Raw genomic sequence first — 22,776 nt, 5'->3', positions numbered from 1 at the left:
CAGAGTGTCCTACAACCCCAAGAGGCAAGCCTCTTGGTTTGGGCTAATCCCGTTTCGCTCGCCGCTACTCAGGGAATCGCATTTGCTTTCTCTTCCTCCGGGTACTTAGATGTTTCAGTTCCCCGGGTCTGCCTTCTCATATCCTATGAATTCAGATATGGATACCACTCCATTACGAGTGGTGGGTTTCCCCATTCGGAAATCTCCGGATCAAAGCTTGCTTACAGCTCCCCGAAGCATATCGGTGTTCGTCCCGTCCTTCATCGGCTCCTAGTGCCAAGGCATCCACCGTGCGCCCTTTCTAACTTAACCGTTAAAAAGAATCACTATGTGATATCTTGTGTTACTAATTGAATGTGATGTCTACTGTTATCTAGTTTTCAAAGAACACGTTTCGAAGGAATGATCCTTCAAAACTAAACAAGACAGGGAACGTTCTGTTTATAAGACCCAAGGTCTTATATTCCGTATAATATCCTTAGAAAGGAGGTGATCCAGCCGCACCTTCCGATACGGCTACCTTGTTACGACTTCACCCCAATCATCTGTCCCACCTTCGGCGGCTGGCTCCTAAAAGGTTACCTCACCGACTTCGGGTGTTACAAACTCTCGTGGTGTGACGGGCGGTGTGTACAAGGCCCGGGAACGTATTCACCGCGGCATGCTGATCCGCGATTACTAGCGATTCCAGCTTCACGCAGTCGAGTTGCAGACTGCGATCCGAACTGAGAACAGATTTGTGGGATTGGCTTAACCTCGCGGTTTCGCTGCCCTTTGTTCTGTCCATTGTAGCACGTGTGTAGCCCAGGTCATAAGGGGCATGATGATTTGACGTCATCCCCACCTTCCTCCGGTTTGTCACCGGCAGTCACCTTAGAGTGCCCAACTGAATGCTGGCAACTAAGATCAAGGGTTGCGCTCGTTGCGGGACTTAACCCAACATCTCACGACACGAGCTGACGACAACCATGCACCACCTGTCACTCTGCCCCCGAAGGGGACGTCCTATCTCTAGGATTGTCAGAGGATGTCAAGACCTGGTAAGGTTCTTCGCGTTGCTTCGAATTAAACCACATGCTCCACCGCTTGTGCGGGCCCCCGTCAATTCCTTTGAGTTTCAGTCTTGCGACCGTACTCCCCAGGCGGAGTGCTTAATGCGTTAGCTGCAGCACTAAGGGGCGGAAACCCCCTAACACTTAGCACTCATCGTTTACGGCGTGGACTACCAGGGTATCTAATCCTGTTCGCTCCCCACGCTTTCGCTCCTCAGCGTCAGTTACAGACCAGAGAGTCGCCTTCGCCACTGGTGTTCCTCCACATCTCTACGCATTTCACCGCTACACGTGGAATTCCACTCTCCTCTTCTGCACTCAAGTTCCCCAGTTTCCAATGACCCTCCCCGGTTGAGCCGGGGGCTTTCACATCAGACTTAAGAAACCGCCTGCGAGCCCTTTACGCCCAATAATTCCGGACAACGCTTGCCACCTACGTATTACCGCGGCTGCTGGCACGTAGTTAGCCGTGGCTTTCTGGTTAGGTACCGTCAAGGTACCGCCCTATTCGAACGGTACTTGTTCTTCCCTAACAACAGAGCTTTACGATCCGAAAACCTTCATCACTCACGCGGCGTTGCTCCGTCAGACTTTCGTCCATTGCGGAAGATTCCCTACTGCTGCCTCCCGTAGGAGTCTGGGCCGTGTCTCAGTCCCAGTGTGGCCGATCACCCTCTCAGGTCGGCTACGCATCGTTGCCTTGGTGAGCCGTTACCTCACCAACTAGCTAATGCGCCGCGGGTCCATCTGTAAGTGGTAGCCGAAGCCACCTTTTATGTTTGAACCATGCGGTTCAAACAACCATCCGGTATTAGCCCCGGTTTCCCGGAGTTATCCCAGTCTTACAGGCAGGTTACCCACGTGTTACTCACCCGTCCGCCGCTAACATCAGGGAGCAAGCTCCCATCTGTCCGCTCGACTTGCATGTATTAGGCACGCCGCCAGCGTTCGTCCTGAGCCAGGATCAAACTCTCCGATAAAGTAGTTTGACTGACTACGCACATCGCTGTGCGATTTTTAAAAACTGAATTAACAGGTACGTTTTGTCTTGTTTAGTTTTCAAAGATCATTACAGCCGCTTAACGAAGCAGCTTTATTACTATAACATTTAGCTTCTTTTAAGTCAATAATTTTTTTCAAAGTACTTAATGAAGCTTTTAGTTGATGTCAGCTGTTTATCAGCGACGAATAATAATATATCACGGATATTATCAAAAGGTCAACACCTAATTTAGGCTATGTGAAGAGACATTTTATCGGTTATATTCAATTGTCCATGCTCATAAGATGTAAAACAAGAATGATGGACAAGATAAGGAGGCATCATCAGTGAATCACTTCTATGTGTGGCACATTAAACGGGTAAAACAATTAATTATTATACTTATCGCCGCATTTGCAGCTGCCAGCTTTTTTTATATCCAAAGAGCTGTCCCGCTTCCCGTGTTTTCAACTGACACCGGACCTAAAGCCATTTATAAAGGAGAAACAGACTCTAAAGATATTTCACTTACTTTCGATATCAGCTGGGGTGATGAGAGAGCAGAACCGATACTTAATACTCTGAAAGCAAACGGGATTAAAAACGCAACGTTTTTCCTGTCCGCTTCTTGGGCAGAACGCCATCCCGACACAGTGGCCCGTATCGTAAAGGATGGACATCAAATTGGGAGCATGGGCTACGCTTATAAAAACTATGCCAATTTAGAGAGCAGCGAAATAAAAAAGGACATAGACCGTGCTCAAACAGCCTTTGAAAAGTTAGGGGTCAAAGACATACAGCTATTAAGACCCCCTACCGGCCAATTCAATAAGAATGTTCTAAAGGTCGCAAAGCAATACAATTATACAGTCGTTCATTACAGTGTGAACTCGCAAGACTGGACAAATCCCGGAGTTGAAAAAATCATCGACAATGTGACCAAGCAAGTTTCCGGTGGAGACATTATTCTTTTACATGCCTCCGATTCGGCAAAACAAACAGAAGAAGCATTGCCTGATATCATCCATCAGCTGAAAGAAAAAGGATTAAAAAATGTAACCGTGGGTGATCTCATCGCAAATTCTGATGCCAAATCCGCAGAGGTAAAGTAATTACTTTGCTGCAAACTTCGGCAACATCAGCAATTGGAAGGCATTACATGCCATTAACGGAAAAAGCATTAAATAAAGCCAGTCCTCATCATTTACTCTTAATGCAGGGAACCATTCTAATGCGGTAATCACAACCATCAAAAACAACGATGACACAAATGTTTTCTTAGAGGACTGCTTTTGCTTTATATAAGCTGTAATCACTCCAAAGATCAATAAAAACACCGGTAACCACGCATACCCAGCCAGCGATTCTCCGCTCTCTCCAAAAAATAAAAAACGCACGTACATTAAATCAAAAGCAACAAACAGGATGAAAAACAACTGCAGCAAATTCCACAAAGAGGAGGACCTTAATATCTCAAGCGCAAACCGATGGACTGTTAAAAACACGAAAAAACCCATTTGGCTGATCACACTGAAAATCATGCCTACACCGATAAACCAAAATAAAACAGAGAAAATCTGTCCCGCTTCAAATGTCAGAAACAGCCCTCTATATTCTCCCCATTTTAAAGCAAAACCCACAATACTCGTGATAAGCGCCCCGACAGCTAAAATAGAAAAGAAAAAACGAACTAAACCACGGCTTTTCATTTCTTTATTCATCCCCTCAAAAATCGCGAACAGCGATATTTTGTTATGTATAATTCCAAACAGATGAATCATATTAAAGGTAAGACAAGTATGTGAAAGGAGCTTAAGCATGTCAAAAGCCAAAACGCTATTGATGAGCTGTTTTTTATTATTATCTGTAACAGCTTGCGCTCCAAAAGACCAAGCAGCGGATATGGACTATGATCAGACCAAAAAAATGGTTGTTGATATATTAAAAACTGATGATGGAAAGAAAGCTATTAAGGAATTATTAAATGATGATGCCATGAATGAAGCGCTGGTGATTGACCAAGATGCAATTAAAGGAACAATAGAAAAAACACTCACATCTAAAAAAGGTGAAGAATTTTGGAAAAACATCTTTGAAGACACTGATTTTGCTGAGGGCTTTGCCAAAACTCTTCAAACAGAGCATGAAAAAGTGATTAAAAAGCTGATGAAGGATCCAGATTACCAGAAGATGCTGATGAGCGTTATGCAGGATCCCGGCATGGATAAAAAGTACAGCCAGCTGGCAAAAAGCCAAGAATTCCGCAGTTATTTAGAAGAGGTTATTAACGAAACACTTTCTAGTCCGCTTTACAAAAAACAGTTCGAAGATGAACTGAAAAAAGCAGCAAAAGACACGGCCAAAGAAAGTGAATAAAGGGAAAGCCGGGATCTGGAATCCCGGTTCACCTTTTATACCTGCACTGACATTTTTGCATCTATTTTTTTTGCGATGTCCTGATATATTTCTCCGATTGGATGATTTTCGTCATAAACAGACGGAGCAAATTGGTCCTTATCCCAATCGGGCTGTTTCAATGGGATTCTGCCGAGTAAAGGCACGTTTAGTTCCTCAGCCAGTTTATCTCCTCCGCCTTTTCCAAACACATATTCTCTTTCCCCTGTCGTTGCACTTTCATAATAAGCCATGTTCTCTATGACACCCACGACCTCATGATCGGTTTTAATCGCCATAGAGCCCGCTCTGGCCGCGACAAAAGCAGCTGTCGGATGTGGCGTAGATACGATAATTTCTTTGCAGCTCGGAAGCATTGTATGTACATCGAGAGCAACGTCCCCTGTACCAGGCGGAAGATCAAGAACAATATAGTCTACTTCTCCCCACTCTACTTCATGGAAAAAGTTATTCAGCATTTTGCCGAGCATCGGCCCTCTCCATACGACCGGAGCATTTTCTTCTACGAAAAAGCCCATTGACATGACCTTTACTCCAAAGCGTTCAACAGGAAGAAGTTTCTCTCCTTCAATTGTTGGACGCACAGTGATACCCATCATGTCCGGCACACTGAACCCATAAATATCCGCATCAATTAAACCAACCTTTTTCCCTAGACGAGCCAGAGAAATAGCTAGGTTTACTGACACAGTTGACTTGCCTACGCCGCCTTTTCCACTTGCTACAGCAAGAAAGACTGGCGGGTTATCCATATTTAATAATGTTTTTTTCTCAGCTGACGGCGCCCGGAATTTAGCAACCGTTTCTTCAGGCAGCTCTTCAAATCGAAGGCCGACTGTCTCAGCTCCTGCCCCTTTTAATACGTTTACGATCTCTTGCTGAATCTGCATTTGTTCTGCAGTTCCTGTTTTTGCAAGAGCGACTTTTACACTGATATGCCGTTTTTCAGGCTTTATTTTAATTTCCTTAACGGCATCCAATTCTCCCAGAGGTCTTTGAAGAAAAGGTTCGCGCATTTCTCCGACTAGTTTTCTTACTTCATCTTCTCTTATCATCGAACCTCACCCTTTTGTGTATTCGTTTACAATTATTATTATATCATACATAAATGGCGGGTGTCTTATGCTTAGAACCACAAGAAAACCCTCCATTACTCCGGAGGGTCTCCTTTTTCTGTGAAATATCGCAAAATGCCTTTATATATGGAAGATGCCACCTTGTCTTGATATTTCGGTTTACCGAGCAGCGTTGCTTCGTTTGGATTGGATAAAAATCCGACTTCTATAAGCGCCCCCGGTTTGGTGACGTTTTGCATTAAGTAGATACCATGAATCCGCTTTGCTTTCCGGGTTGTGTTTTCCAGATTTCTTCTCAGCTCATCTTGGATGTATTTTGCGACTTTCTCATTTTCCGCATATTTCCCGTAATAAAAGCTTTGGGCTCCGCTCCATTTTTGTGACGGAATCGCATTAAGATGAATGCTGATATAGAGCTCCGCCTCTGAATGGTTTATTAATTTGACTCGTTGTCTTAGATCCTCAGCTTTTCGTCGACTATAGCCTTTTGTTCCTTCTGGAGCGAGATCAGTATCACTTTCTCTGGTCATGATAACAAGCGCTCCTTGTTCTTGAAGATAATCCCTGACTCTAAAGGCCACTTCCAGGGTAACATCCTTCTCTAACAGCTTTCCGCCGACTGCTCCGCCGTCAGGCCCGCCATGACCTGGATCTAGATAAATGATTTTACCGCTCAAGGGCAGGCTCCACGGCTTCCAAGAGTCGTTATTGCTGAACTGATATTTGAACAGAAATAGTAATACGATGAAGCCTAGCAAAAAACTGAGCCATTTAAGCTTTTTCCTCATCCCTTCCCCTCCCGCTTGTCCGTTATTACATAACTATGGGACAGGGCCGGGAAATATGATTATCGCATGCGAAGCTTACACTGTTTTTCTCTTTGAACAAACCCCGCTGTCCACCAATCTTTAATGAACTTGCGTGCCGCTTCATAAACCGTGTTTTTATCAAATGTTGCGTATTGCTCGTGTATCCAATTATAGAGATAATCAAAAAACTCCATACGCAGCTCTTCTTCTTCTCTTGCAGAGCGGGCACTGATACTTTGCATGGATTCTCCGTAATAGCCGAATATCCCAAAACGCCCGCCTAACAAATAAGCTTCAATCGCAAAATCAATACAGCCTTCAGTAATAATATCTCGTTCATCATGTAAAAATGGAAATAATGGTTCCAAACAATCCTTAACAGACTGGATAATTTGTCTCAGAGAGAGTTCTTTGAGCAAGTTCTTTTCTAATTCAAAATCCTTTTGGCGTTTCACATCCATAAAAGACAGTACTTCTGCCATATAAATTCACTCTCCTTTTATCGATTATTTTGAGGTTTGGATAATGAAACAATGCCCGAATTCGGTTGGAAATTCGCCCAAATGAAGGTGTAAAATCGATAAAAAATCAACTTTCTGCAGGGTCAGGAACAAACGTTCTGTAATTAGTTATAAAAAAAGCAGCCCCTCTAACAGGTCGCTGCTTTTCATACTTTCACGCTTCTTGTTGCAGAATATGTATGGATATATTGGTCTAATACAAACCCGCCTTTATCTTCATAAAAACCAGTAACGATAAAACCAGCATCAATTTGGCCTTTGATTTGGTCTTCTAAGGAATGGCCGAATTCCAGAGCCTCATTATTTTCGATCAGTTTTTTCACTCTATGTTTCGGAAGATCTTCTGGGTCAGCATATGGAATGGAGTGTTTTACTTTTAAAACACCTTGCTGTTCTAATTCTGTATCAAACAGAAATACAACAGGATTGACAAAACCCGAGATTAGAACACCGTTCCTTTTCAACACACGGTGCGCTTCCTTCCATACCGGGAGGACATTCTCAACAAAAACATTGGCAACAGGATGTACAATGACATCAAATGATTCATCATTAAATACACTTAAATCGTCCATGCTTCCTTTGACAGTGTGTATCGTGAGACCATCTCGCTCAGCAACCATTCTATCCTGATTCAGCTGTTTTTCTGAGTTATCTAATACGGTGACATCCGCACCTGCGGCTGCCAAAACTGGACCCTGCTGGCCACCGCCTGAGGCTAAACAGAGTACTTTCAGACCTTTGATAGGCGGAAACCAATCCTTCGGTACATCTTTCATTGGCGTTACCCTTATATCCCAATTACCTTTTTTTGCTTGTTCGATAACCTGCTGCTCAGCAGCAACAGTCCATTCATTGCCTGTTTCTACTTTTTTATCCCAGGCTTTGCTATTATGAGCTACTAACGCATTCATGAATCTTCTCCTTACTTTAATGTATAGAGTATAACAAATATTTCTAGATTGATATCGCTTTCCCTTTGCATATTTAGAAAAAAGTTCATAAAAACGCAAAAAAATCACAAAGGAGATATGTGATTTATATCATCAGATTTACTTTTACTTCGTTACATAAAGCCATTAGCAATGAGAGCTATTGTTTCTCCGGGTTAATCAGCAGTGAACTTTAACGGATGAGATACAGTGGTTAAATGGAGCTGGGCTGTCGACATAACGATAATAAACATTGACCGAACTTCCAATTGAATAAAAATGAAAGCTATCATGATTTTTACAGTGAGACCGTTTATAAACAAACAAATTGTTTAACCCCGTCAAGCGTCCATTCAGTGTTATTTTTATGCGGAGCTGGCCACGTTATATTAAAAGAAAAAAGCTCCCAACCAAGGTCGAGAGCTTTTTGAAAACGTAAAATTAACGTTTTGAGAACTGAGGTGCACGACGAGCGCCTTTAAGACCGTATTTTTTACGTTCTTTCATACGAGCGTCACGAGTCAGAAGACCTGCACGTTTAAGCGTTGTACGGTATTCTGGATCTGCTTCAAGCAAAGCACGAGCGATACCGTGACGGATTGCTCCAGCTTGACCAGATAAGCCGCCTCCATGTACGTTTACTAAAACATCATAAGTGCCAGCTGTTTCAGTCAAAGTTAATGGTTGTTTGATATCTTCGATTAAAGCTGCAGATGGGATATGTTCGCTGATTTCACGATTATTAACGACGATACGGCCTTCTCCTGGAACTAAACGCACACGCGCTACAGAGCTTTTACGACGGCCAGTACCGTAATATTGAACCTGTGCCAAATTGGTAACCTCCTTTTTAATTAACCGCGAAGTTCGTAAACTTCAGGTTTTTGTGCTTCGTGTGGATGCTCAGAACCACGGTATACGTTCAATTTTTTGAACATTTGACGACCTAGAGAACCTTTTGGAAGCATGCCTTTGATAGCAAGCTCAAGCATTTTCTCAGGGTAGTTTGTACGCATTTCAAGAGCAGTTCTTGATTTTAATCCGCCTGGATGTTGAGTGTGACGGTAGTAGATTTTGTCAGTTAACTTTTTACCAGTTAACTCGATTTTTTCAGCGTTGATGATGATCACATGATCTCCAGTATCAACGTGTGGTGTGTAAGTTGGTTTGTGTTTTCCGCGAAGGATAGCTGCAACTTCTGAAGAAAGACGACCTAAAGTCTTGCCAGCAGCATCAACAACTAACCACTTGCGTTCAATAGTACTTGCGTTAGCCATAGGTGTTGTACGCATTGAATTTCCCTCCTAAATGATCTGTCATTTTCAATAAACTTCGATTACGTTCTATTTCACAACACAATAAGTTCCGGGGCTTATCGTGGGGTTGAAATACATACCATATGATATCTTATAACTTTATGCAGACTCTGTCAAGAAAATATTATACACCTGGTTTAGTTGTCATAGTAAACGTTCCATAAATATAGCCCGTGCCCCGGCGCTGTGCGCCCTGCCGCTTCGCGATCCTTCGCTTCCAGCATGGATTTCACCTCATCGGGAGAAATTTTTCCAATACCTGCATCAAGCAAAGTACCCGCAATAATTCTGACCATATTATATAAGAAACCGCTGCCTGTGATCCGCATTTGCAGGCCGTCAGCCGTCTCAGTCCAATCAAGTTCGTATATCGTTCTTACCTTGTCCTGCACTTCTGTTTTAGCCGCGCAAAAGCTCGTAAAATCATGTGTCCCTATAAGATGCTTTGCCGCTTCTCTCATGTCCTGCACATTAAGGCGATATGAAAAATGGTAAGCGTAATGCCGTTTAAATACGTCCGGGTGTTTCTCCGTGTATACAAAGTAGCGATATTCTTTTTTGACTGCGCTAAATCGTGCATGGAACCCATCATCCGCAATTTCTGCCTGTTTGACTGCGATATCGTCCGGAAGCAGTGCATTTAAGGCATATGGCCATCTCTCAGCCGGGATAGACAGTGGAGTGTCAAAATGAATCACCTGTCCGGCTGCGTGAACCCCGCTGTCTGTTCTTCCAGACGAAACGACCGGAATTCTGTCTTTTGACTTATGCAGGACAGCCAAAGCCTTCTCCAGTTCATCCTGAACCGTTCTTTTGCCCGGCTGAACCTGATAACCGTTAAACAAATGTCCGTCATAAGAAATCGTGCATTTCAGTCTCATACAGCACCTCTAAGCCCTTAAGAAAAATAACAAAGCAGCTAATACAATTAAGCTGACAATGACAGAAGTGTCTTTTCCTGTCCATACAAGCTTTCTATATTTCGTACGTCCTTCTCCGCCTTGATAGCCTCTTGCTTCCATTGCCACCGCAAGCTCTTCGGCGCGTTTAAATGCGCTGACGAAGAGCGGGACAAGAAGCGGGACAATAGCCTTCACTCTTTCTTTGACAGGCCCGCTTGTAAAATCAACGCCCCGCGCCATCTGAGCCTTCATGATCTTATCTGTCTCCTCCATCAGTGTCGGAATAAACCGTAAAGAAATTGACATCATAAGAGCCAGCTCATGAACAGGAAGCTTTAATTTTTTCAATGGGTTCAGCAGCTGCTCCATTCCATCGGTAATCTCAATCGGTGTAGTCGTAAGCGTTAATAAAGTTGTGATTAAAATCAAATAGACGAATCTAAGAGAAATGAATATCCCCTGAACCAGACCGCCCTCATAGACTTTGAAAAAACCTATTTGAAAGATAATCGGTCCTTCATGTGTCATAAGGATGTGAAGAAGGAACGTAAAAAGGACAATCCAGATAATTGGCTTCAGCCCTTTCATTAAAAAAGAGAATGGAACTCTTGTTAAAGAAACGACGCCAATTGTAAATAAACCAAGCAACGCATATGTCTGAACATTATTGGCTAAGAATACGATGCAGACAAATAAAAAGATCGTGATCAGTTTTGTTCTGGGGTCAAGCCGGTGCACAAGTGAAGTACCCGGTACATACTTACCGATAATCATGCTGTCCATCATAAAGTCTTCTCCCCCTGAAAAAGAGCGCGGATTTCAGCAGCGGCATCTTCAATTGTGAGCATAGGCTCATTAAATCTCACACCCAGTGCAGCTTCAAGGTGTCTTTGGAATTTTATTGTTTCAGGAAGATCCAGCCCCCAGCCGGCCATCTCTTCACCCTTTAAAAACAGATCACGCGGACTGCCTGATGCTTGTATCGTTCCTTTATGCATAACAATCATTTCATCAGCGTATGCAGCTGCATCCTCCATGCTGTGTGTCACAAGGATCGTCGTCAGGTTCCCACGTTGATGAAGCTCATAAAACATGTCCATAATCTCTTTTCGCCCTCTTGGGTCCAATCCTGCAGTCGGTTCATCCAGAACAAGCACTTCAGGGTCCATTGCAAGTACGCCGGCAATTGCAACTCTGCGCATTTGTCCCCCGCTTAATTCAAAGGGTGACCTGTCCAAAAGCTCTTCTGATAAACCTACAAGCTGCAGCATCTCTCTCGCTTTTTGTTCAGCATCTTCTTTTTTAACACCAAAGTTCATCGGTCCGAATGAAATATCTTTAAGAACTGTTTCTTCGAATAATTGATGCTCAGGAAATTGGAAAACGATTCCGACTTTTTTACGAAGTTTTTTCAGTTCTTTATTCTTTTTCCCTGCCTGAATGACAGTGCTGCCTAGTGATATCTGTCCCTTCGTCGGCTTCAGGAGACCATTTAGGTGCTGAAGAAGAGTGGACTTACCAGAGCCTGTATGCCCGATAACGGCTACGTAGCTTCCTTCTTTAATCGATGCATTGATATCATACAGTGCTAGGCGCTCAAACGGCGTCTTCATCTGATAACGATGCTCTACATCTTTGATTGTAATGTCCACAGCTCTTTCACCAGCCCTTCCTGAGTCAAATGGTTTTCTTCCAAAGCCAGTCCATTTTCTCTTAAAAGCTGGCTAAGCTGAAATGAGAAGGGTAAATCAAGCCCAATTCGAACAAGTTCTTTATTCAATTTAAAAATCTCTTCAGGCGGCCCTTCAGCATATTTTTTACCGCCATTCATGACAATGATCCTGTCTGCTTTTGCTGCCTCATTCAGATCATGTGTAATGGATATGACAGTCGCCATGCCCTGCTCTTTTAAATGTCTTACCGTTTCAAGCACTTCTTCTCGCCCGATCGGATCAAGCATGGATGTTGCTTCATCTAAGATAATAATATCAGGACGTGCGGCAATAACCCCCGCAATCGCAACTCTCTGCTTTTGGCCTCCGGAGAGATGGTGCGGCTCTTGATCGAGAAAATCTTGCATATTCACCTGTTTTACTGCCCAGTCTACTCTCTCAATCATTTCTTCCCGCGGTACACCATTGTTTTCTAAACCAAAAGCCACATCATCGCGAACAGTCGTTCCGACAAATTGGTTATCCGGATTTTGAAAGACCATACCTATCTTCTTACGCACTTCCCAAACAGATTCCTCTGTCAATTGAATCCCGGCAACCTCAATGTCGCCTGATTCAGGAAGAATTAAACCATTCAATGCCCGGGCCAGTGTTGATTTCCCTGAACCGTTATGACCTACGATTGCAAGCCATTCACCCTCATACACCTGCAGGGAGACGCCGTCTAGTGCTCGTCTTTCTGCGTCCTTCCGATATCGAAATACGATATCCTCTACCGATATCAACTGATTTTGATTCATGGAAAACCGGCCTCCTCTCAGCTAATGCTCTGCTTTTCTCTCTATTAAAAGTTGCAGTATCTAAAAAAAGGGCATAGATCCAGTTAGAAACTGTCCCGCCCTTCTTTAGATACACAAAAATATGTGATTAAACCAATTCGATAATTGCCATTGGTGCTCCGTCACCACGGCGAGGACCAAGCTTCATAATACGTGTGTATCCGCCTTGGCGCTCCTCGTAACGAGTTGCAATGTCAGAGAATAATTTTTGAAGTGCATCTTGGTTATTTTCTTCGTTTGCAACCTCGTTGCGGATGTATGCAGCAGCTTGACGGCGAGCGTGAAGATCACCGCGTTTGCCAAGCGTGATCATTTTTTCAACTACAGAGCGAAGTTCTTTCGCACGTGTTTCAGTTGTTTCGATTCTTTCGTTGATGATCAAATCAGTTGTAAGATCACGAAGCATAGCTTTACGCTGTGCACTCGTACGTCCTAGTTTTCTGTATGACATGTGATGTCCCCTCCTTTATTGGAATGCTGTTTCTGAATAATAAACACACGAAAATCCTAGTTCACAAGGGAAACTAGTCAATCGTCTTTGCGAAGTCCGAGTCCAAGTTCTTCTAGTTTCGCTTTCACTTCTTCAAGTGATTTGCGTCCTAGATTTCGAACTTTCATCATATCTTCTTCCGTCTTGTTCGCAAGCTCTTGAACCGTGTTAATACCCGCACGCTTTAAGCAGTTGTAAGAACGAACAGAAAGATCCAATTCTTCAATTGTCATTTCAAGAACTTTCTCTTTTTGATCTTCTTCTTTTTCAACCATGATTTCAGCATGTTGAGCTTCGTCAGTTAAACCAACGAATATATTAAGGTGTTCAGTTAAAATCTTTGAACCAAGCGCAATTGCTTCTTTCGGTCCAGTGCTTCCATCAGTCCAAACATCAAGTGTAAGTTTATCATAGTTTGCAACTTGGCCTACACGAGTGTTCTCTACCTGATAAGATACACGAGAAACTGGCGTATAGATAGAATCGATCGGAATCACGCCGATTGGCTGATCGTCTCTCTTGTTTGCGTCAGCAGGCGTATACCCACGTCCTCTTTGAGCAGTAAGGCGAACTCGGAAACTCGCATTCTCACCAAGAGTCGCGATATGAAGATCAGGATTTAAGATCTCTACATCACTATCGTGTGTAATATCAGCTGCCGTTACAGTTCCTTCACCCTGTACATCAATTTCTAGCGTCTTCTCTTCATCAGAGTAGATTTTCAATGCAAGCTTTTTAATGTGTAAGATAATCGTTGTAACATCTTCCACAACGCCTTCAATTGTCGAGAATTCGTGCAGTACACCATCTATCTGGATTGATGTTACAGCGGCACCAGGGAGTGAGGATAAGAGGATACGACGTAAGGAGTTACCCAGAGTTGTACCATATCCACGCTCAAGTGGCTCTACGACAAACTTACCAAATTTGGCATCGTCGCTGATTTCAACCGTTTCGATTTTTGGTTTTTCAATCTCGATCATTACTTAAAACCCTCCTTCAAAACGTCGAAACCTCGAATAGAATCATATGAGATTCCATCCGAAATTCCCCATTGTTTAGTCCCGTATGTGCTCAGGCAACGAGTCGGTGCATTCGTTTCATAAATAACTGTATCATAACCCATTATTGACAGGGACACAAAATCTATACAAACAAATTACACGCGGCGACGTTTTGGTGGACGGCATCCGTTATGAGGAACAGGAGTTACGTCTCTGATAGCAGTGACTTCTAGTCCAGCAGCTTGAAGTGCACGAATTGCAGCTTCACGGCCTGAACCAGGTCCTTTAACAGTAACCTCTAGAGTTTTAAGACCATGTTCGATTGAACCTTTAGCAGCTGTTTCTGCAGCCATTTGCGCAGCAAAAGGAGTAGATTTACGAGAACCTCTGAATCCTAAAGCTCCGGCACTAGACCAAGAAATAGCATTACCATGAGTGTCAGTGATCGTAACGATCGTGTTATTGAAAGTTGAACGAATATGAGCAATTCCAGACTCAATATTCTTTTTCACGCGACGTTTACGCGTGTTAGATTTACGAGCAGCAGCCATTGTTTAAGAACCTCCCTTACTTATTTTTTCTTGTTAGCTACAGTACGACGCGGACCTTTACGAGTACGCGCATTGTTTTTAGAGTTTTGTCCGCGAACAGGTAATCCTCTGCGATGACGGATTCCGCGGTAGCTTCCGATTTCGATCAGACGTTTGATATTAAGAGAAACTTCACGGCGAAGGTCACCTTCTACTTTCAGTTTGTCAATAATATCACGGATTTTACCAAGTTCTTCTTCAGTAAGATCGCGCACACGAGTATCTTCTGAAACTCCAGCTTCTTTTAAAACTTGCTGAGCCGTTGTGCGGCCAATTCCGAAGATGTATGTTAAAGAAATAACAACACGTTTGTCACGTGGGATATCTACACCAGCAATACGAGCCATTCTCTGGGCACCTCCTTATAAATTATCCTTGTTTTTGTTTATGCTTTGGATTTTCACAGATCACCATTACTTTTCCTTTTCTGCGAATAACTTTACATTTTTCGCAGATTGGTTTAACTGATGGTCTCACTTTCATGTGTTTCCAACCTCCTTCAGTTTCCGGAGTGCTTTATTTGTAACGGTACGTAATCCTGCCACGAGTTAAGTCATATGGAGATAATTCTACCGTAACTTTGTCTCCAGGTAAAATGCGAATGAAGTGCATGCGGATTTTACCAGATACATGAGCCAAAACAGTGTGGCCATTTTCAAGTTCAACTTTGAACATCGCGTTTGGCAGTGTTTCGACTATAGTACCTTCCACTTCAATTACATCGTCTTTCGCCATTCAAGTGTTCTCCCTTCTTCAAATCAGTAACTTGCTTTCTGACAAATTTCAAAAGAAGTTTGTCACACGCCCTGTTTCGTTTATACTGTTCTGAACTTCCGGAGATACGCAATCATAAAGGGTTAAATGATTGATATTCTTTTTCTTAGGAGAATGAAATGTACGCTTTTCTCCGTCTGCTGTTAGTACATTGATGATGGTTAAAATTCCAACGACAAGCAGCAAGATGAATTCGGTCTTGCCAATGTTCATCCAAGCTTTCTGCCCTATCAAGCTTGAAAAACATCTGTCTTCGGAATTATTTTCATCATCTAGACTCTCGTCAGTATATCAAAACCCGTTTCCGTAATCGCAATCGTATGTTCAAAATGAGCACACTTTTTCCCATCTACCGTTACAACCGTCCAGTTATCAGCCAATGTTTTCACGTAGCGGCTGCCAGCGTTCACCATAGGTTCAATAGCGAGAACCATGCCAGGTTTAAGCCGTGGTCCTTTGTTGGGCGGACCGTAATGAGGAATTTGCGGGTCCTCATGCAAGTCTTGACCAACACCATGTCCGACATACTCCCTAACAACTGAAAACTGCTCATTTTCGACATACGTTTGTATTGCGTGGGAAATATTCGACAAACGTTCACCTGGTTTTGCTTCCTGCAAGCCTTTATATAAAGACTCCTCTGTCACTTCCAGAAGTTTTTTGTCATCATCGCTGATGTTTCCTACCGGATATGTCCATGCAGAGTCACCATGATAACCATTTAATTTAGCACCGATATCAATACTGATGATGTCACCGTCCTTCAGCACCCTGCTGCCAGGTATGCCGTGAACGAGTTCTTCATTAACTGATACGCAAATGCTCCCGCGAAACCCATTATACCCCTTAAAAGATGGGATTGCACCCTGCTTCTTAATAAAACGTTCGGCAATTTGATCCAATTCTTTTGTCGAGATTCCTGGTTTAATGTGCTTTTTTAACTCTTCATGAGTTAAAGCCACGATTCGCCCTGCTTCCCGCATGATACCAAGTTCACGTGGGGTTTTACAGATAATCATTTTTTTAATCCTCCAAGAAGATCCTTCACATCTGCATAAACGTCTTGAATGTCCTGCTGGCCATTCACGTTTGCAAGATAACCTTTCTCTGAATAGAAATCGAGTAAAGGCTGAGTTTGCTTCATGTTTACCTCAAGCCGTTTAGAGACTGTTTCCTCATTATCATCTGCCCGTTGATAGAGTTCGCCTCCGTCTTTATCACAAATACCCGGCGTTTTCGGCGGATTAAAGACTAAATGATAGGTTGTGCCGCAAACACTGCAAATTCTGCGTCCAGTCAGACGTTCCATAAGAGCGTCTTTGTCGACTTCAATGTTAATGACATAATCAATCGGCTTGCCGTATTCCTCAAGAATTTCTTCAAGAGCTTCGGCTTGAGCGACTGTTCGCGGAAATCCGTCCAGAAGAAAACCTCTTTCACAATCATCTTTGCCAAGTCTCTCTTTTACAATTCCGATTGTGACTTCGTCAGGTACGAGCTCTCCCTTATCAATATAAGATTTTGCTTCGAGTCCGAGTGGTGTTTCTTCTTTCATAGCAGCACGGAACATATCTCCTGTTGAGATATGAGGAATCCCATAATCCTCAACAATTCGTTCGCCCTGTGTGCCTTTACCGGCACCAGGAAGCCCCATTAAGACTAAGTTCATTCGGATTTCCCCCGTCCTCTCTTTATTAAGAGGGAATGGATAAATCCATTTCCTCTAGTTTTTCATAAATCCACGGTAGTTTCGTTTCACCAACTGGCTTTCTAGTTGTTTCATTGTCTCCAAGGCTACCCCGACAACAATTAACAAAGATGTTCCGCCAATTTGTGCACTTTGAGGCAATCCAGCGAATTGAATGAAAAAGATAGGAAGAATGGAAATCACGGCTAAGAATATAGAACCCACAAACGTAAGTCGATACAAAATGCTCGTAATTCTATCTTGAGTCATTTTCCCTGGACGAACCCCCGGGATATAGCCACCCTGTTTTTTAAGGTTATCAGCCATTTGTTCAGGGTTTACCTGTACAAAAGCATAAAAGTACGTAAAGGCAATAATCAACGCAACATATATCGCCATACCCACCGGATGCGTATTATCAAAGTTGTTTTGAATCCACTTTGTCACATCGTTTGTTCCAAAGAATGACGCGATCGTCCGCGGCGTTATCAAAAACGCAACCGCAAAGATTACCGGAATAACCCCTGCAGGATTCACTTTCAATGGAAGGTGTGTAGACTGACCTCCGCCAGCAGGTGAACGACCTGTGCCTTTAGCATATTGAATCGCAATTTTCCGTACGGCTTGCTGAATGAAAATAACTCCAACAATAACTGCTAAAATCGCAATCACAAGAAGTGCGACTTTCACAATATGAATAAACAACTGATCGTTGCTGCCGACAAATTGAGTCTCATATATTTGCCCAATTGTTTTTGGAATACTAGACACAATCCCCGCGAAGATAATGATCGATATTCCGTTGCCTACTCCATGAGAAGTAATTTGTTCCCCAAGCCACATTAAAAAGGCAGTTCCGCCAGTGAGCACTAAAGCAATGATAAGATATGTCGATACACCGGATTTTTCGATCAGCATACCGTTTGCCAGATTGTTAAACCCATATGACATACCTAATGCTTGGATGAAACCAAGCACAATCGTAAAGTACCTTGTGAACTGAGCTAATTTACGGCGGCCAACTTCACCTTGCTTAGACCACTCGGTAAACTTCGGTACAACATCCATCTGAAGCAGCTGAATGATGATCGAAGCCGTGATATAAGGAGTAATTCCCATTGCGAAAATGGAAAATTGGTAAAGCGCACCGCCGCCAAATGTATTAAGGAGATCAAAAACACCCATTTGAGACTGCGCCTGTAACGCTTCAGCGTTAACGTAAGGCACAGGAATAAACGCACCTATGCGAAAGACGATAAGCATGAGTAAAGTGAATATGATTTTATTCCTGATATCACTCACACGCATAAAGTTGGAGATTGTTTTAAACAAGTTAGATCACCTCAGCTGTACCGCCAGCAGCTTCAACAGCTTCTTTCGCAGAAGCAGAGAATTTATTGGCTTTTACAGTTAATTTTTTCTCTAATTTACCGTTGCCAAGAATCTTTACTCCTGCATTAAGTTTGCTAATAACACCAGTCTCTAGAAGAAGTTCAGGAGTGACTTCCGTTCCTTCTGCAAAACCGTTCAATTTGTCTAGGTTGACTACAGCGTATTCCTTGCGGTTGATGTTAGTGAAACCGCGTTTAGGAAGACGTTGGAATAAAGGCATTTGTCCCCCCTCGAATCCAGGGCGTACACCGCCGCCAGAACGAGCGTTTTGACCTTTGTGACCTTTACCAGCTGTTTTACCGTTGCCAGAACCAATACCACGACCTACGCGATTACGCGTTTTGCGTGAACCTTCTGAAGGTTTTAATTCATGAAGTTTCATTAGGACACCTCCTTATCCGATCAAATATTTTTATTGTTCTTTAACAGAAACTAAATGAGATACTTTATTAATCATACCACGGATCGCAGCGTTGTCTTCATGAACAACAGTTTGGTTTGTTTTCTTTAAACCAAGTGTTCTTACAGTAACGCGTTGGTCTTCCGGGCGACCGATTACACTTCGTTTGAGGGTAATTTCTAATTTAGCCATTAATGTTCCCTCCTTATCCTAACAGTTCTTCTACAGATTTTCCACGAAGCTTCGCAACGTCTTCAGCACGTTTAAGTTCACTTAAACCTTGAAGTGTTGCACGAATCATGTTGATCGGTGTGTTAGAACCTAAAGACTTAGAAAGGATATCAGCTACACCAGCTAGCTCAAGTACCGCACGTACAGGGCCTCCAGCGATAACTCCAGTACCTTCAGAAGCAGGTTTTAACAAGATGTTACCTGCACCGAAACGTCCGATGATTTCGTGTGGAATTGTAGTTCCAACCATTGGTACTTCAATCAAATTCTTTTTCGCATCTTCAACAGCTTTGCGGATCGCTTCTGGTACTTCTTGTGCTTTACCAGTACCGAATCCTACGTGTCCGTTTTTGTCACCGACAACGACTAGAGCTGCGAAGCGGAAACGACGACCACCTTTAACAACTTTCGCTACGCGGTTAACCGTAACTAAGCGTTCTTCTAACTCTAATTTGCTTGGGTCAATACGACGCATAATCATGTGTCCCTCCTTCTTTTATTAAAATTTAAGTCCAGCTTCACGAGCGGCATCAGCCAAAGCTTTTACACGTCCATGGTATAAGTATCCGCCACGGTCAAATACTACGTCAGAAATGCCTTTTTCAGCAGCGCGTTTTGCAACTAATTCTCCAACTTTAGTAGCAGCAGAAGTATCTCCAGTGCTTTCAACGTTCAAGTCTTTATCGAGAGTAGATGCACTAGCAAGTGTTACACCATTTACATCATCGATGATTTGAGCGTAAATGTGCTTGTTAGAACGGAAAACGTTCAGGCGCGGTCTTTCAGCAGTACCGGAAAGTTTAGCGCGAACACGAGCGTGTCTTTTAAGACGAGCAGCATTTTTGCTAGTTTTCGTAATCATCTAGGTCACTCCTTTCTTCACTTTAAGCGATCTTACTTAGCAGATTTACCTTCTTTACGGCGAACAACTTCACCTTCGTAGCGGATTCCTTTACCTTTGTAAGGCTCTGGAGAACGTACAGCGCGGATGTTAGCAGCAATAGCTCCTACGCGTTCTTTGTCTGTACCTTTTACAACTACTTTTGTTTGAGAAGGAACTTCGATTTCGATGCCTTCTTCAGGAACGATCTCAACAGGATGAGAGTATCCAACGTTTAAAACAAGTTTATTTCCGGATTTAGAAGCACGGTAACCGACACCGACTAATTCCAAACCTCTTTCAAATCCTTTAGATACACCTTCAACCATGTTGCCAAGCAGACTGCGAGTCGTACCATGCAGGGCACGGTGCTCTTTTTGATCAGAAGGACGAGCGACTGTAAGCACATTGTCCTCTACTTTAATCTCCATATCAGGGTGAAACGTACGAGTTAATTCTCCTTTTGGTCCTTTCACAGCTACAGTGTTGTTATCATTTAACGTTACTGTAACATCAGAAGGAATCTCAAGTAGCTTCTTACCTACACGAGACATACCAAACACCTCCATTCATGTTAAACTTCTTACCAAACGTATGCTAGAACTTCTCCACCAGCTTGTTTTGCACGGGCTTCTTTGTCCGTTAAAACACCTTGTGATGTAGAAATAATCGCGATTCCAAGACCGTTAAGTACGCGAGGTACTTCATTAGATTTAGCATAAACACGCAAACCAGGCTTGCTGATTCTTTTAAGACCAGTGATAACGCGCTCGTTGTTTTGTCCGTATTTCAAGAAAACGCGGATGATACCTTGTTTGCTGTCTTCTACGAACTCAACGTCACGAATGAAACCTTCACGCTTTAAAATTTCAGCAATTTCTCTTTTCAATTTAGAAGCAGGAATTTCAAGCTTCTCATGACGTACCATGTTTGCATTGCGAATACGAGTTAGCATATCTGCAATTGGATCTGTCATAACCATTATATAATTACCTCCTTCCCTTTCTTGGGGATTACCAGCTGGCTTTTTTCACGCCAGGAATTTGTCCTTTATATGCAAGCTCACGGAAACAAATACGGCAAAGTTTAAATTTACGAATGACTGAATGCGGACGTCCGCAGCGTTCACAGCGTGTGTACTCTTGTACTTTAAACTTTGGTGTACGTTGTTGTTTCGCAATCATAGACTTTTTAGCCACGATTTCGCCTCCCTTTCATTGATTATTTCTGGAACGGCATACCTACTTGAGTTAATAGCTCACGAGCTTCTTCGTCAGTATTAGCAGTTGTTACGATAACGATGTCCATTCCGCGAACCTTTGTTACTTTATCGTAGTCAATTTCAGGGAAGATTAACTGTTCTTTGATACCAAGTGTGTAGTTACCGCGACCGTCGAAAGATTTTTTAGAAACCCCGCGGAAGTCACGTACACGCGGTAAAGATACAGAAATAAGTTTATCAAGGAAATCATACATGCGCTCTCCGCGAAGAGTTACTTTCGCACCGATAGGCATTCCCTCACGAAGACGGAATCCAGCAATTGATTTCTTCGCACGAGTAACGACAGGTTTTTGACCTGCGATAAACGTTAATTCTTCAACAGCACTGTCGATTGCTTTGGCGTTTTGAACAGCGTCACCAACACCCATGTTGATTACGATTTTTTCGATTTTAGGCACTTGCATGACTGAATCATAGTTGAACTTAGTCATTAAAGCAGGTGCAATTTCTTTATTGTACTTTTCTTTAAGGCGGTTCATGAGATAGACCTCCCTTCCTTTTAATACTATTTATCTAGAACTTGCCCAGATTTTTTTGCTACACGAACTTTTTTGCCATCTTCCACTTTGTATCCTACGCGAGTCACTTCACCTGTTTTAGGATCGAGCGGCATAACGTTTGATACATGAATTGGCGCCTCTTGATTAGAAATACCGCCTTGAGGGTTAGCTTGAGTTGGTTTAGAGTGTTTCTTTACCATGTTAACACCTTCAACTAAAACGCGGTCCTTTTTAGGGAAAGCAGCAAGGATTGTTCCTTGTTTGCCTTTATCTTTACCAGAGATAACCATAACTTTATCGCCTTTTTTTACATGCATCCTGATCGCACCTCCTTGAGTAAGGCATTTATTTCATTAGATAACTTCTGGAGCTAGAGAAACAATTTTCATAAAGTTGTTTTCACGCAATTCACGAGCAACTGGTCCGAAGATACGAGTTCCGCGTGGGCTCTTGTCGTCACGGATGATAACACATGCATTCTCATCGAAGCTGATGTATGAACCGTCACTTCTGCGCGCTCCGCTTTTAGTGCGAACGATAACAGCTTTTACGACTTCACCTTTTTTGACAACGCCTCCTGGTGTTGCTTGTTTAACCGTGCAAACAATTACATCACCAATGTTAGCTGTTTTACGTCCAGAACCACCAAGAACTTTAATAGTAAGTACTTCACGTGCGCCAGAGTTGTCAGCTACTTTTAAACGAGTCTCTTGTTGAATCATTATTTGTTACCTCCCTTCGGAAAAAGAATTCCGAACTTTATTAGATAATAACAGCTTCTTCGACAACTTCAACTAGACGGAAACGCTTAGTTGCAGACAATGGACGAGTTTCCATGATCTTAACGATGTCACCGATTTTAGCTTGATTATTTTCATCATGTGCTTTGAATTTTTTTGAGTATTTTACGCGTTTACCGTAAAGTGTATGTTTTTTGTATGTCTCAACAACAACAGTAATGGTTTTATCCATTTTGTCAGAAACAACACGGCCTTGGTAAACTTTGCGTTGGTTACGTTCGCTCATGCT

Annotated in this window: 33 protein-coding genes, 2 rRNA genes and 1 pseudogene (1 of these 36 cut by a window edge); 2 read left to right on the top strand and 34 right to left on the bottom strand. The window is 42.8% G+C overall.

The window, feature by feature from the left end:
* Together NYE20_RS00945 and NYE20_RS00940 are read right to left on the bottom strand one after the other, a co-directional pair.
* Positions 1-312: ribosomal RNA gene (locus NYE20_RS00945) — 23S ribosomal RNA — on the bottom strand (it extends 2,616 nt beyond the left edge of the window).
* Positions 313-482: 170 nt separating this feature from the next.
* Positions 483-2,032 (bottom strand): 16S ribosomal RNA (locus NYE20_RS00940).
* Together the 16S and 23S rRNA genes form the textbook arrangement of a ribosomal RNA operon.
* A 349-nt stretch (positions 2,033-2,381) precedes the next feature.
* Between NYE20_RS00940 and pdaB the strand changes: the two genes are divergently transcribed.
* Complete coding sequence (gene pdaB, locus NYE20_RS00935) at positions 2,382-3,146, top strand: polysaccharide deacetylase family sporulation protein PdaB (RefSeq protein ID WP_064672092.1); 765 nt, start codon at positions 2,382-2,384, stop codon at positions 3,144-3,146.
* On the opposite strand, the gene kbaA is transcribed toward pdaB, so the two are convergent.
* On the bottom strand, positions 3,147-3,743 hold the full coding sequence (gene kbaA / locus NYE20_RS00930; protein WP_004399693.1) for a KinB-signaling pathway activation protein: 597 nt from the start codon (positions 3,741-3,743) through the stop codon (positions 3,147-3,149). It abuts the gene before it with no gap.
* 109 nt (positions 3,744-3,852) lie between these two features.
* Here kbaA and gerD point away from each other — a divergent pair, with 109 nt between their 5' ends.
* Entirely contained in the window at positions 3,853-4,410 is a 558-nt protein-coding gene (gene gerD, locus NYE20_RS00925; RefSeq protein WP_003235126.1) for a spore germination lipoprotein GerD, read from the top strand.
* Positions 4,411-4,445: 35 nt separating this feature from the next.
* Here gerD and salA read toward each other — a convergent pair whose 3' ends face one another.
* The 31 genes and pseudogenes from salA to rpsQ all read right to left on the bottom strand — a co-directional run bounded on the left by salA (position 4,446) and on the right by rpsQ (position 22,773).
* Positions 4,446-5,504, bottom strand: coding sequence for an iron-sulfur carrier protein/transcriptional regulator SalA (gene salA / locus NYE20_RS00920; protein ID WP_032726589.1), 1,059 nt, complete (start codon positions 5,502-5,504; stop codon positions 4,446-4,448).
* A gap of 95 nt (positions 5,505-5,599) precedes the next feature.
* The gene (gene cwlD / locus NYE20_RS00915) at positions 5,600-6,313 is read right to left on the bottom strand and encodes an N-acetylmuramoyl-L-alanine amidase CwlD (RefSeq protein ID WP_015252979.1); all 714 of its coding nucleotides are present in this window, start codon (positions 6,311-6,313) and stop codon (positions 5,600-5,602) included.
* 59 nt (positions 6,314-6,372) lie between these two features.
* On the bottom strand, positions 6,373-6,816 hold the full coding sequence (locus tag NYE20_RS00910; protein ID WP_003235118.1) for a YbaK family protein: 444 nt from the start codon (positions 6,814-6,816) through the stop codon (positions 6,373-6,375).
* A gap of 185 nt (positions 6,817-7,001) precedes the next feature.
* Complete coding sequence (locus NYE20_RS00905; RefSeq protein ID WP_021482000.1) at positions 7,002-7,769, bottom strand: class I SAM-dependent methyltransferase; 768 nt, start codon at positions 7,767-7,769, stop codon at positions 7,002-7,004.
* 459 nt (positions 7,770-8,228) lie between these two features.
* The gene (gene rpsI / locus NYE20_RS00900; RefSeq protein ID WP_004399691.1) at positions 8,229-8,621 is read right to left on the bottom strand and encodes a 30S ribosomal protein S9; all 393 of its coding nucleotides are present in this window, start codon (positions 8,619-8,621) and stop codon (positions 8,229-8,231) included.
* A gap of 20 nt (positions 8,622-8,641) precedes the next feature.
* The gene (rplM, locus tag NYE20_RS00895; protein WP_003241966.1) at positions 8,642-9,079 is read right to left on the bottom strand and encodes a 50S ribosomal protein L13; all 438 of its coding nucleotides are present in this window, start codon (positions 9,077-9,079) and stop codon (positions 8,642-8,644) included.
* A gap of 161 nt (positions 9,080-9,240) precedes the next feature.
* The gene (gene truA, locus NYE20_RS00890; protein ID WP_004399657.1) at positions 9,241-9,984 is read right to left on the bottom strand and encodes a tRNA pseudouridine(38-40) synthase TruA; all 744 of its coding nucleotides are present in this window, start codon (positions 9,982-9,984) and stop codon (positions 9,241-9,243) included.
* Positions 9,985-9,993: 9 nt separating this feature from the next.
* A complete protein-coding gene (locus NYE20_RS00885) occupies positions 9,994-10,791 on the bottom strand; it encodes an energy-coupling factor transporter transmembrane protein EcfT (RefSeq protein WP_004399656.1) in 798 nt (265 codons plus the stop codon).
* Positions 10,788-11,657 (bottom strand): energy-coupling factor ABC transporter ATP-binding protein, encoded by an 870-nt coding sequence (locus tag NYE20_RS00880; RefSeq protein ID WP_032726595.1) that lies wholly within the window; start codon positions 11,655-11,657, stop codon positions 10,788-10,790. The genes NYE20_RS00885 and NYE20_RS00880 overlap by 4 nt, the downstream gene beginning before the upstream one ends.
* Complete coding sequence (locus NYE20_RS00875) at positions 11,633-12,478, bottom strand: energy-coupling factor ABC transporter ATP-binding protein (protein ID WP_004399689.1); 846 nt, start codon at positions 12,476-12,478, stop codon at positions 11,633-11,635. Before NYE20_RS00875 ends, NYE20_RS00880 begins: the two co-directional genes overlap by 25 nt.
* 127 nt (positions 12,479-12,605) lie before the next feature.
* Complete coding sequence (gene rplQ / locus NYE20_RS00870) at positions 12,606-12,968, bottom strand: 50S ribosomal protein L17 (RefSeq protein ID WP_003225836.1); 363 nt, start codon at positions 12,966-12,968, stop codon at positions 12,606-12,608.
* Between the two features lie 77 nt (positions 12,969-13,045).
* Positions 13,046-13,990 carry a DNA-directed RNA polymerase subunit alpha gene (locus NYE20_RS00865; RefSeq protein WP_003225835.1) on the bottom strand — a complete coding sequence of 315 codons (945 nt, stop codon included), beginning with the start codon at positions 13,988-13,990 and terminating at the stop codon, positions 13,046-13,048.
* A gap of 176 nt (positions 13,991-14,166) precedes the next feature.
* Positions 14,167-14,562, bottom strand: coding sequence for a 30S ribosomal protein S11 (gene rpsK, locus NYE20_RS00860; RefSeq protein ID WP_009966385.1), 396 nt, complete (start codon positions 14,560-14,562; stop codon positions 14,167-14,169).
* Between the two features lie 20 nt (positions 14,563-14,582).
* Entirely contained in the window at positions 14,583-14,948 is a 366-nt protein-coding gene (rpsM, locus tag NYE20_RS00855) for a 30S ribosomal protein S13 (RefSeq protein ID WP_003235095.1), read from the bottom strand.
* A gap of 22 nt (positions 14,949-14,970) precedes the next feature.
* The gene (rpmJ, locus tag NYE20_RS00850) at positions 14,971-15,084 is read right to left on the bottom strand and encodes a 50S ribosomal protein L36 (RefSeq protein WP_003156543.1); all 114 of its coding nucleotides are present in this window, start codon (positions 15,082-15,084) and stop codon (positions 14,971-14,973) included.
* 33 nt (positions 15,085-15,117) lie between these two features.
* Entirely contained in the window at positions 15,118-15,336 is a 219-nt protein-coding gene (gene infA / locus NYE20_RS00845) for a translation initiation factor IF-1 (protein WP_003156508.1), read from the bottom strand.
* Positions 15,314-15,588: pseudogene (locus NYE20_RS00840) on the bottom strand (ribosome-binding protein ybzG). Before NYE20_RS00840 ends, infA begins: the two are co-directional and overlap by 23 nt.
* Before the next feature lie 59 nt (positions 15,589-15,647).
* Complete coding sequence (gene map, locus NYE20_RS00835; protein WP_003225828.1) at positions 15,648-16,394, bottom strand: type I methionyl aminopeptidase; 747 nt, start codon at positions 16,392-16,394, stop codon at positions 15,648-15,650.
* Positions 16,391-17,044, bottom strand: coding sequence for an adenylate kinase (locus tag NYE20_RS00830; protein WP_003241987.1), 654 nt, complete (start codon positions 17,042-17,044; stop codon positions 16,391-16,393). Before NYE20_RS00830 ends, map begins: the two co-directional genes overlap by 4 nt.
* Positions 17,045-17,098: 54 nt before the next feature.
* Positions 17,099-18,394, bottom strand: coding sequence for a preprotein translocase subunit SecY (secY, locus tag NYE20_RS00825; protein WP_004399662.1), 1,296 nt, complete (start codon positions 18,392-18,394; stop codon positions 17,099-17,101).
* Position 18,395: 1 nt separating this feature from the next.
* Complete coding sequence (gene rplO, locus NYE20_RS00820) at positions 18,396-18,836, bottom strand: 50S ribosomal protein L15 (protein ID WP_003225819.1); 441 nt, start codon at positions 18,834-18,836, stop codon at positions 18,396-18,398.
* A 30-nt stretch (positions 18,837-18,866) separates the two neighbouring features.
* A complete protein-coding gene (gene rpmD, locus NYE20_RS00815) occupies positions 18,867-19,046 on the bottom strand; it encodes a 50S ribosomal protein L30 (RefSeq protein WP_003156497.1) in 180 nt (59 codons plus the stop codon).
* A gap of 13 nt (positions 19,047-19,059) precedes the next feature.
* A complete protein-coding gene (rpsE, locus tag NYE20_RS00810) occupies positions 19,060-19,560 on the bottom strand; it encodes a 30S ribosomal protein S5 (protein ID WP_003328273.1) in 501 nt (166 codons plus the stop codon).
* 24 nt (positions 19,561-19,584) lie between these two features.
* Positions 19,585-19,947 (bottom strand): 50S ribosomal protein L18, encoded by a 363-nt coding sequence (rplR, locus tag NYE20_RS00805; protein WP_003225816.1) that lies wholly within the window; start codon positions 19,945-19,947, stop codon positions 19,585-19,587.
* 32 nt (positions 19,948-19,979) lie between these two features.
* Positions 19,980-20,519, bottom strand: a complete 540-nt coding sequence (rplF, locus tag NYE20_RS00800) for a 50S ribosomal protein L6 (protein WP_004399690.1) — start codon at positions 20,517-20,519, stop codon at positions 19,980-19,982.
* A gap of 29 nt (positions 20,520-20,548) precedes the next feature.
* Entirely contained in the window at positions 20,549-20,947 is a 399-nt protein-coding gene (gene rpsH, locus NYE20_RS00795) for a 30S ribosomal protein S8 (protein ID WP_003241998.1), read from the bottom strand.
* 31 nt (positions 20,948-20,978) lie between these two features.
* Positions 20,979-21,164 (bottom strand): 30S ribosomal protein S14, encoded by a 186-nt coding sequence (gene rpsN / locus NYE20_RS00790; protein WP_003156488.1) that lies wholly within the window; start codon positions 21,162-21,164, stop codon positions 20,979-20,981.
* Between the two features lie 22 nt (positions 21,165-21,186).
* Positions 21,187-21,726: a 50S ribosomal protein L5 gene (gene rplE / locus NYE20_RS00785; protein WP_003225809.1), complete on the bottom strand. Its 540-nt coding sequence runs from the start codon at positions 21,724-21,726 to the stop codon at positions 21,187-21,189.
* A gap of 26 nt (positions 21,727-21,752) precedes the next feature.
* Positions 21,753-22,064 (bottom strand): 50S ribosomal protein L24, encoded by a 312-nt coding sequence (gene rplX / locus NYE20_RS00780; RefSeq protein WP_003156486.1) that lies wholly within the window; start codon positions 22,062-22,064, stop codon positions 21,753-21,755.
* A gap of 36 nt (positions 22,065-22,100) precedes the next feature.
* Entirely contained in the window at positions 22,101-22,469 is a 369-nt protein-coding gene (rplN, locus tag NYE20_RS00775) for a 50S ribosomal protein L14 (RefSeq protein ID WP_003225805.1), read from the bottom strand.
* A gap of 40 nt (positions 22,470-22,509) precedes the next feature.
* Entirely contained in the window at positions 22,510-22,773 is a 264-nt protein-coding gene (gene rpsQ, locus NYE20_RS00770) for a 30S ribosomal protein S17 (protein WP_003225804.1), read from the bottom strand.
* Between the last annotated feature and the right edge of the window lie 3 nt (positions 22,774-22,776).

This window comes from Bacillus sp. FSL R5-0416 (assembly GCF_037975425.1).
GTDB lineage: Bacteria > Bacillota > Bacilli > Bacillales > Bacillaceae > Bacillus > Bacillus subtilis.
This window is presented reverse-complemented; position numbering and strand designations above follow the sequence as displayed.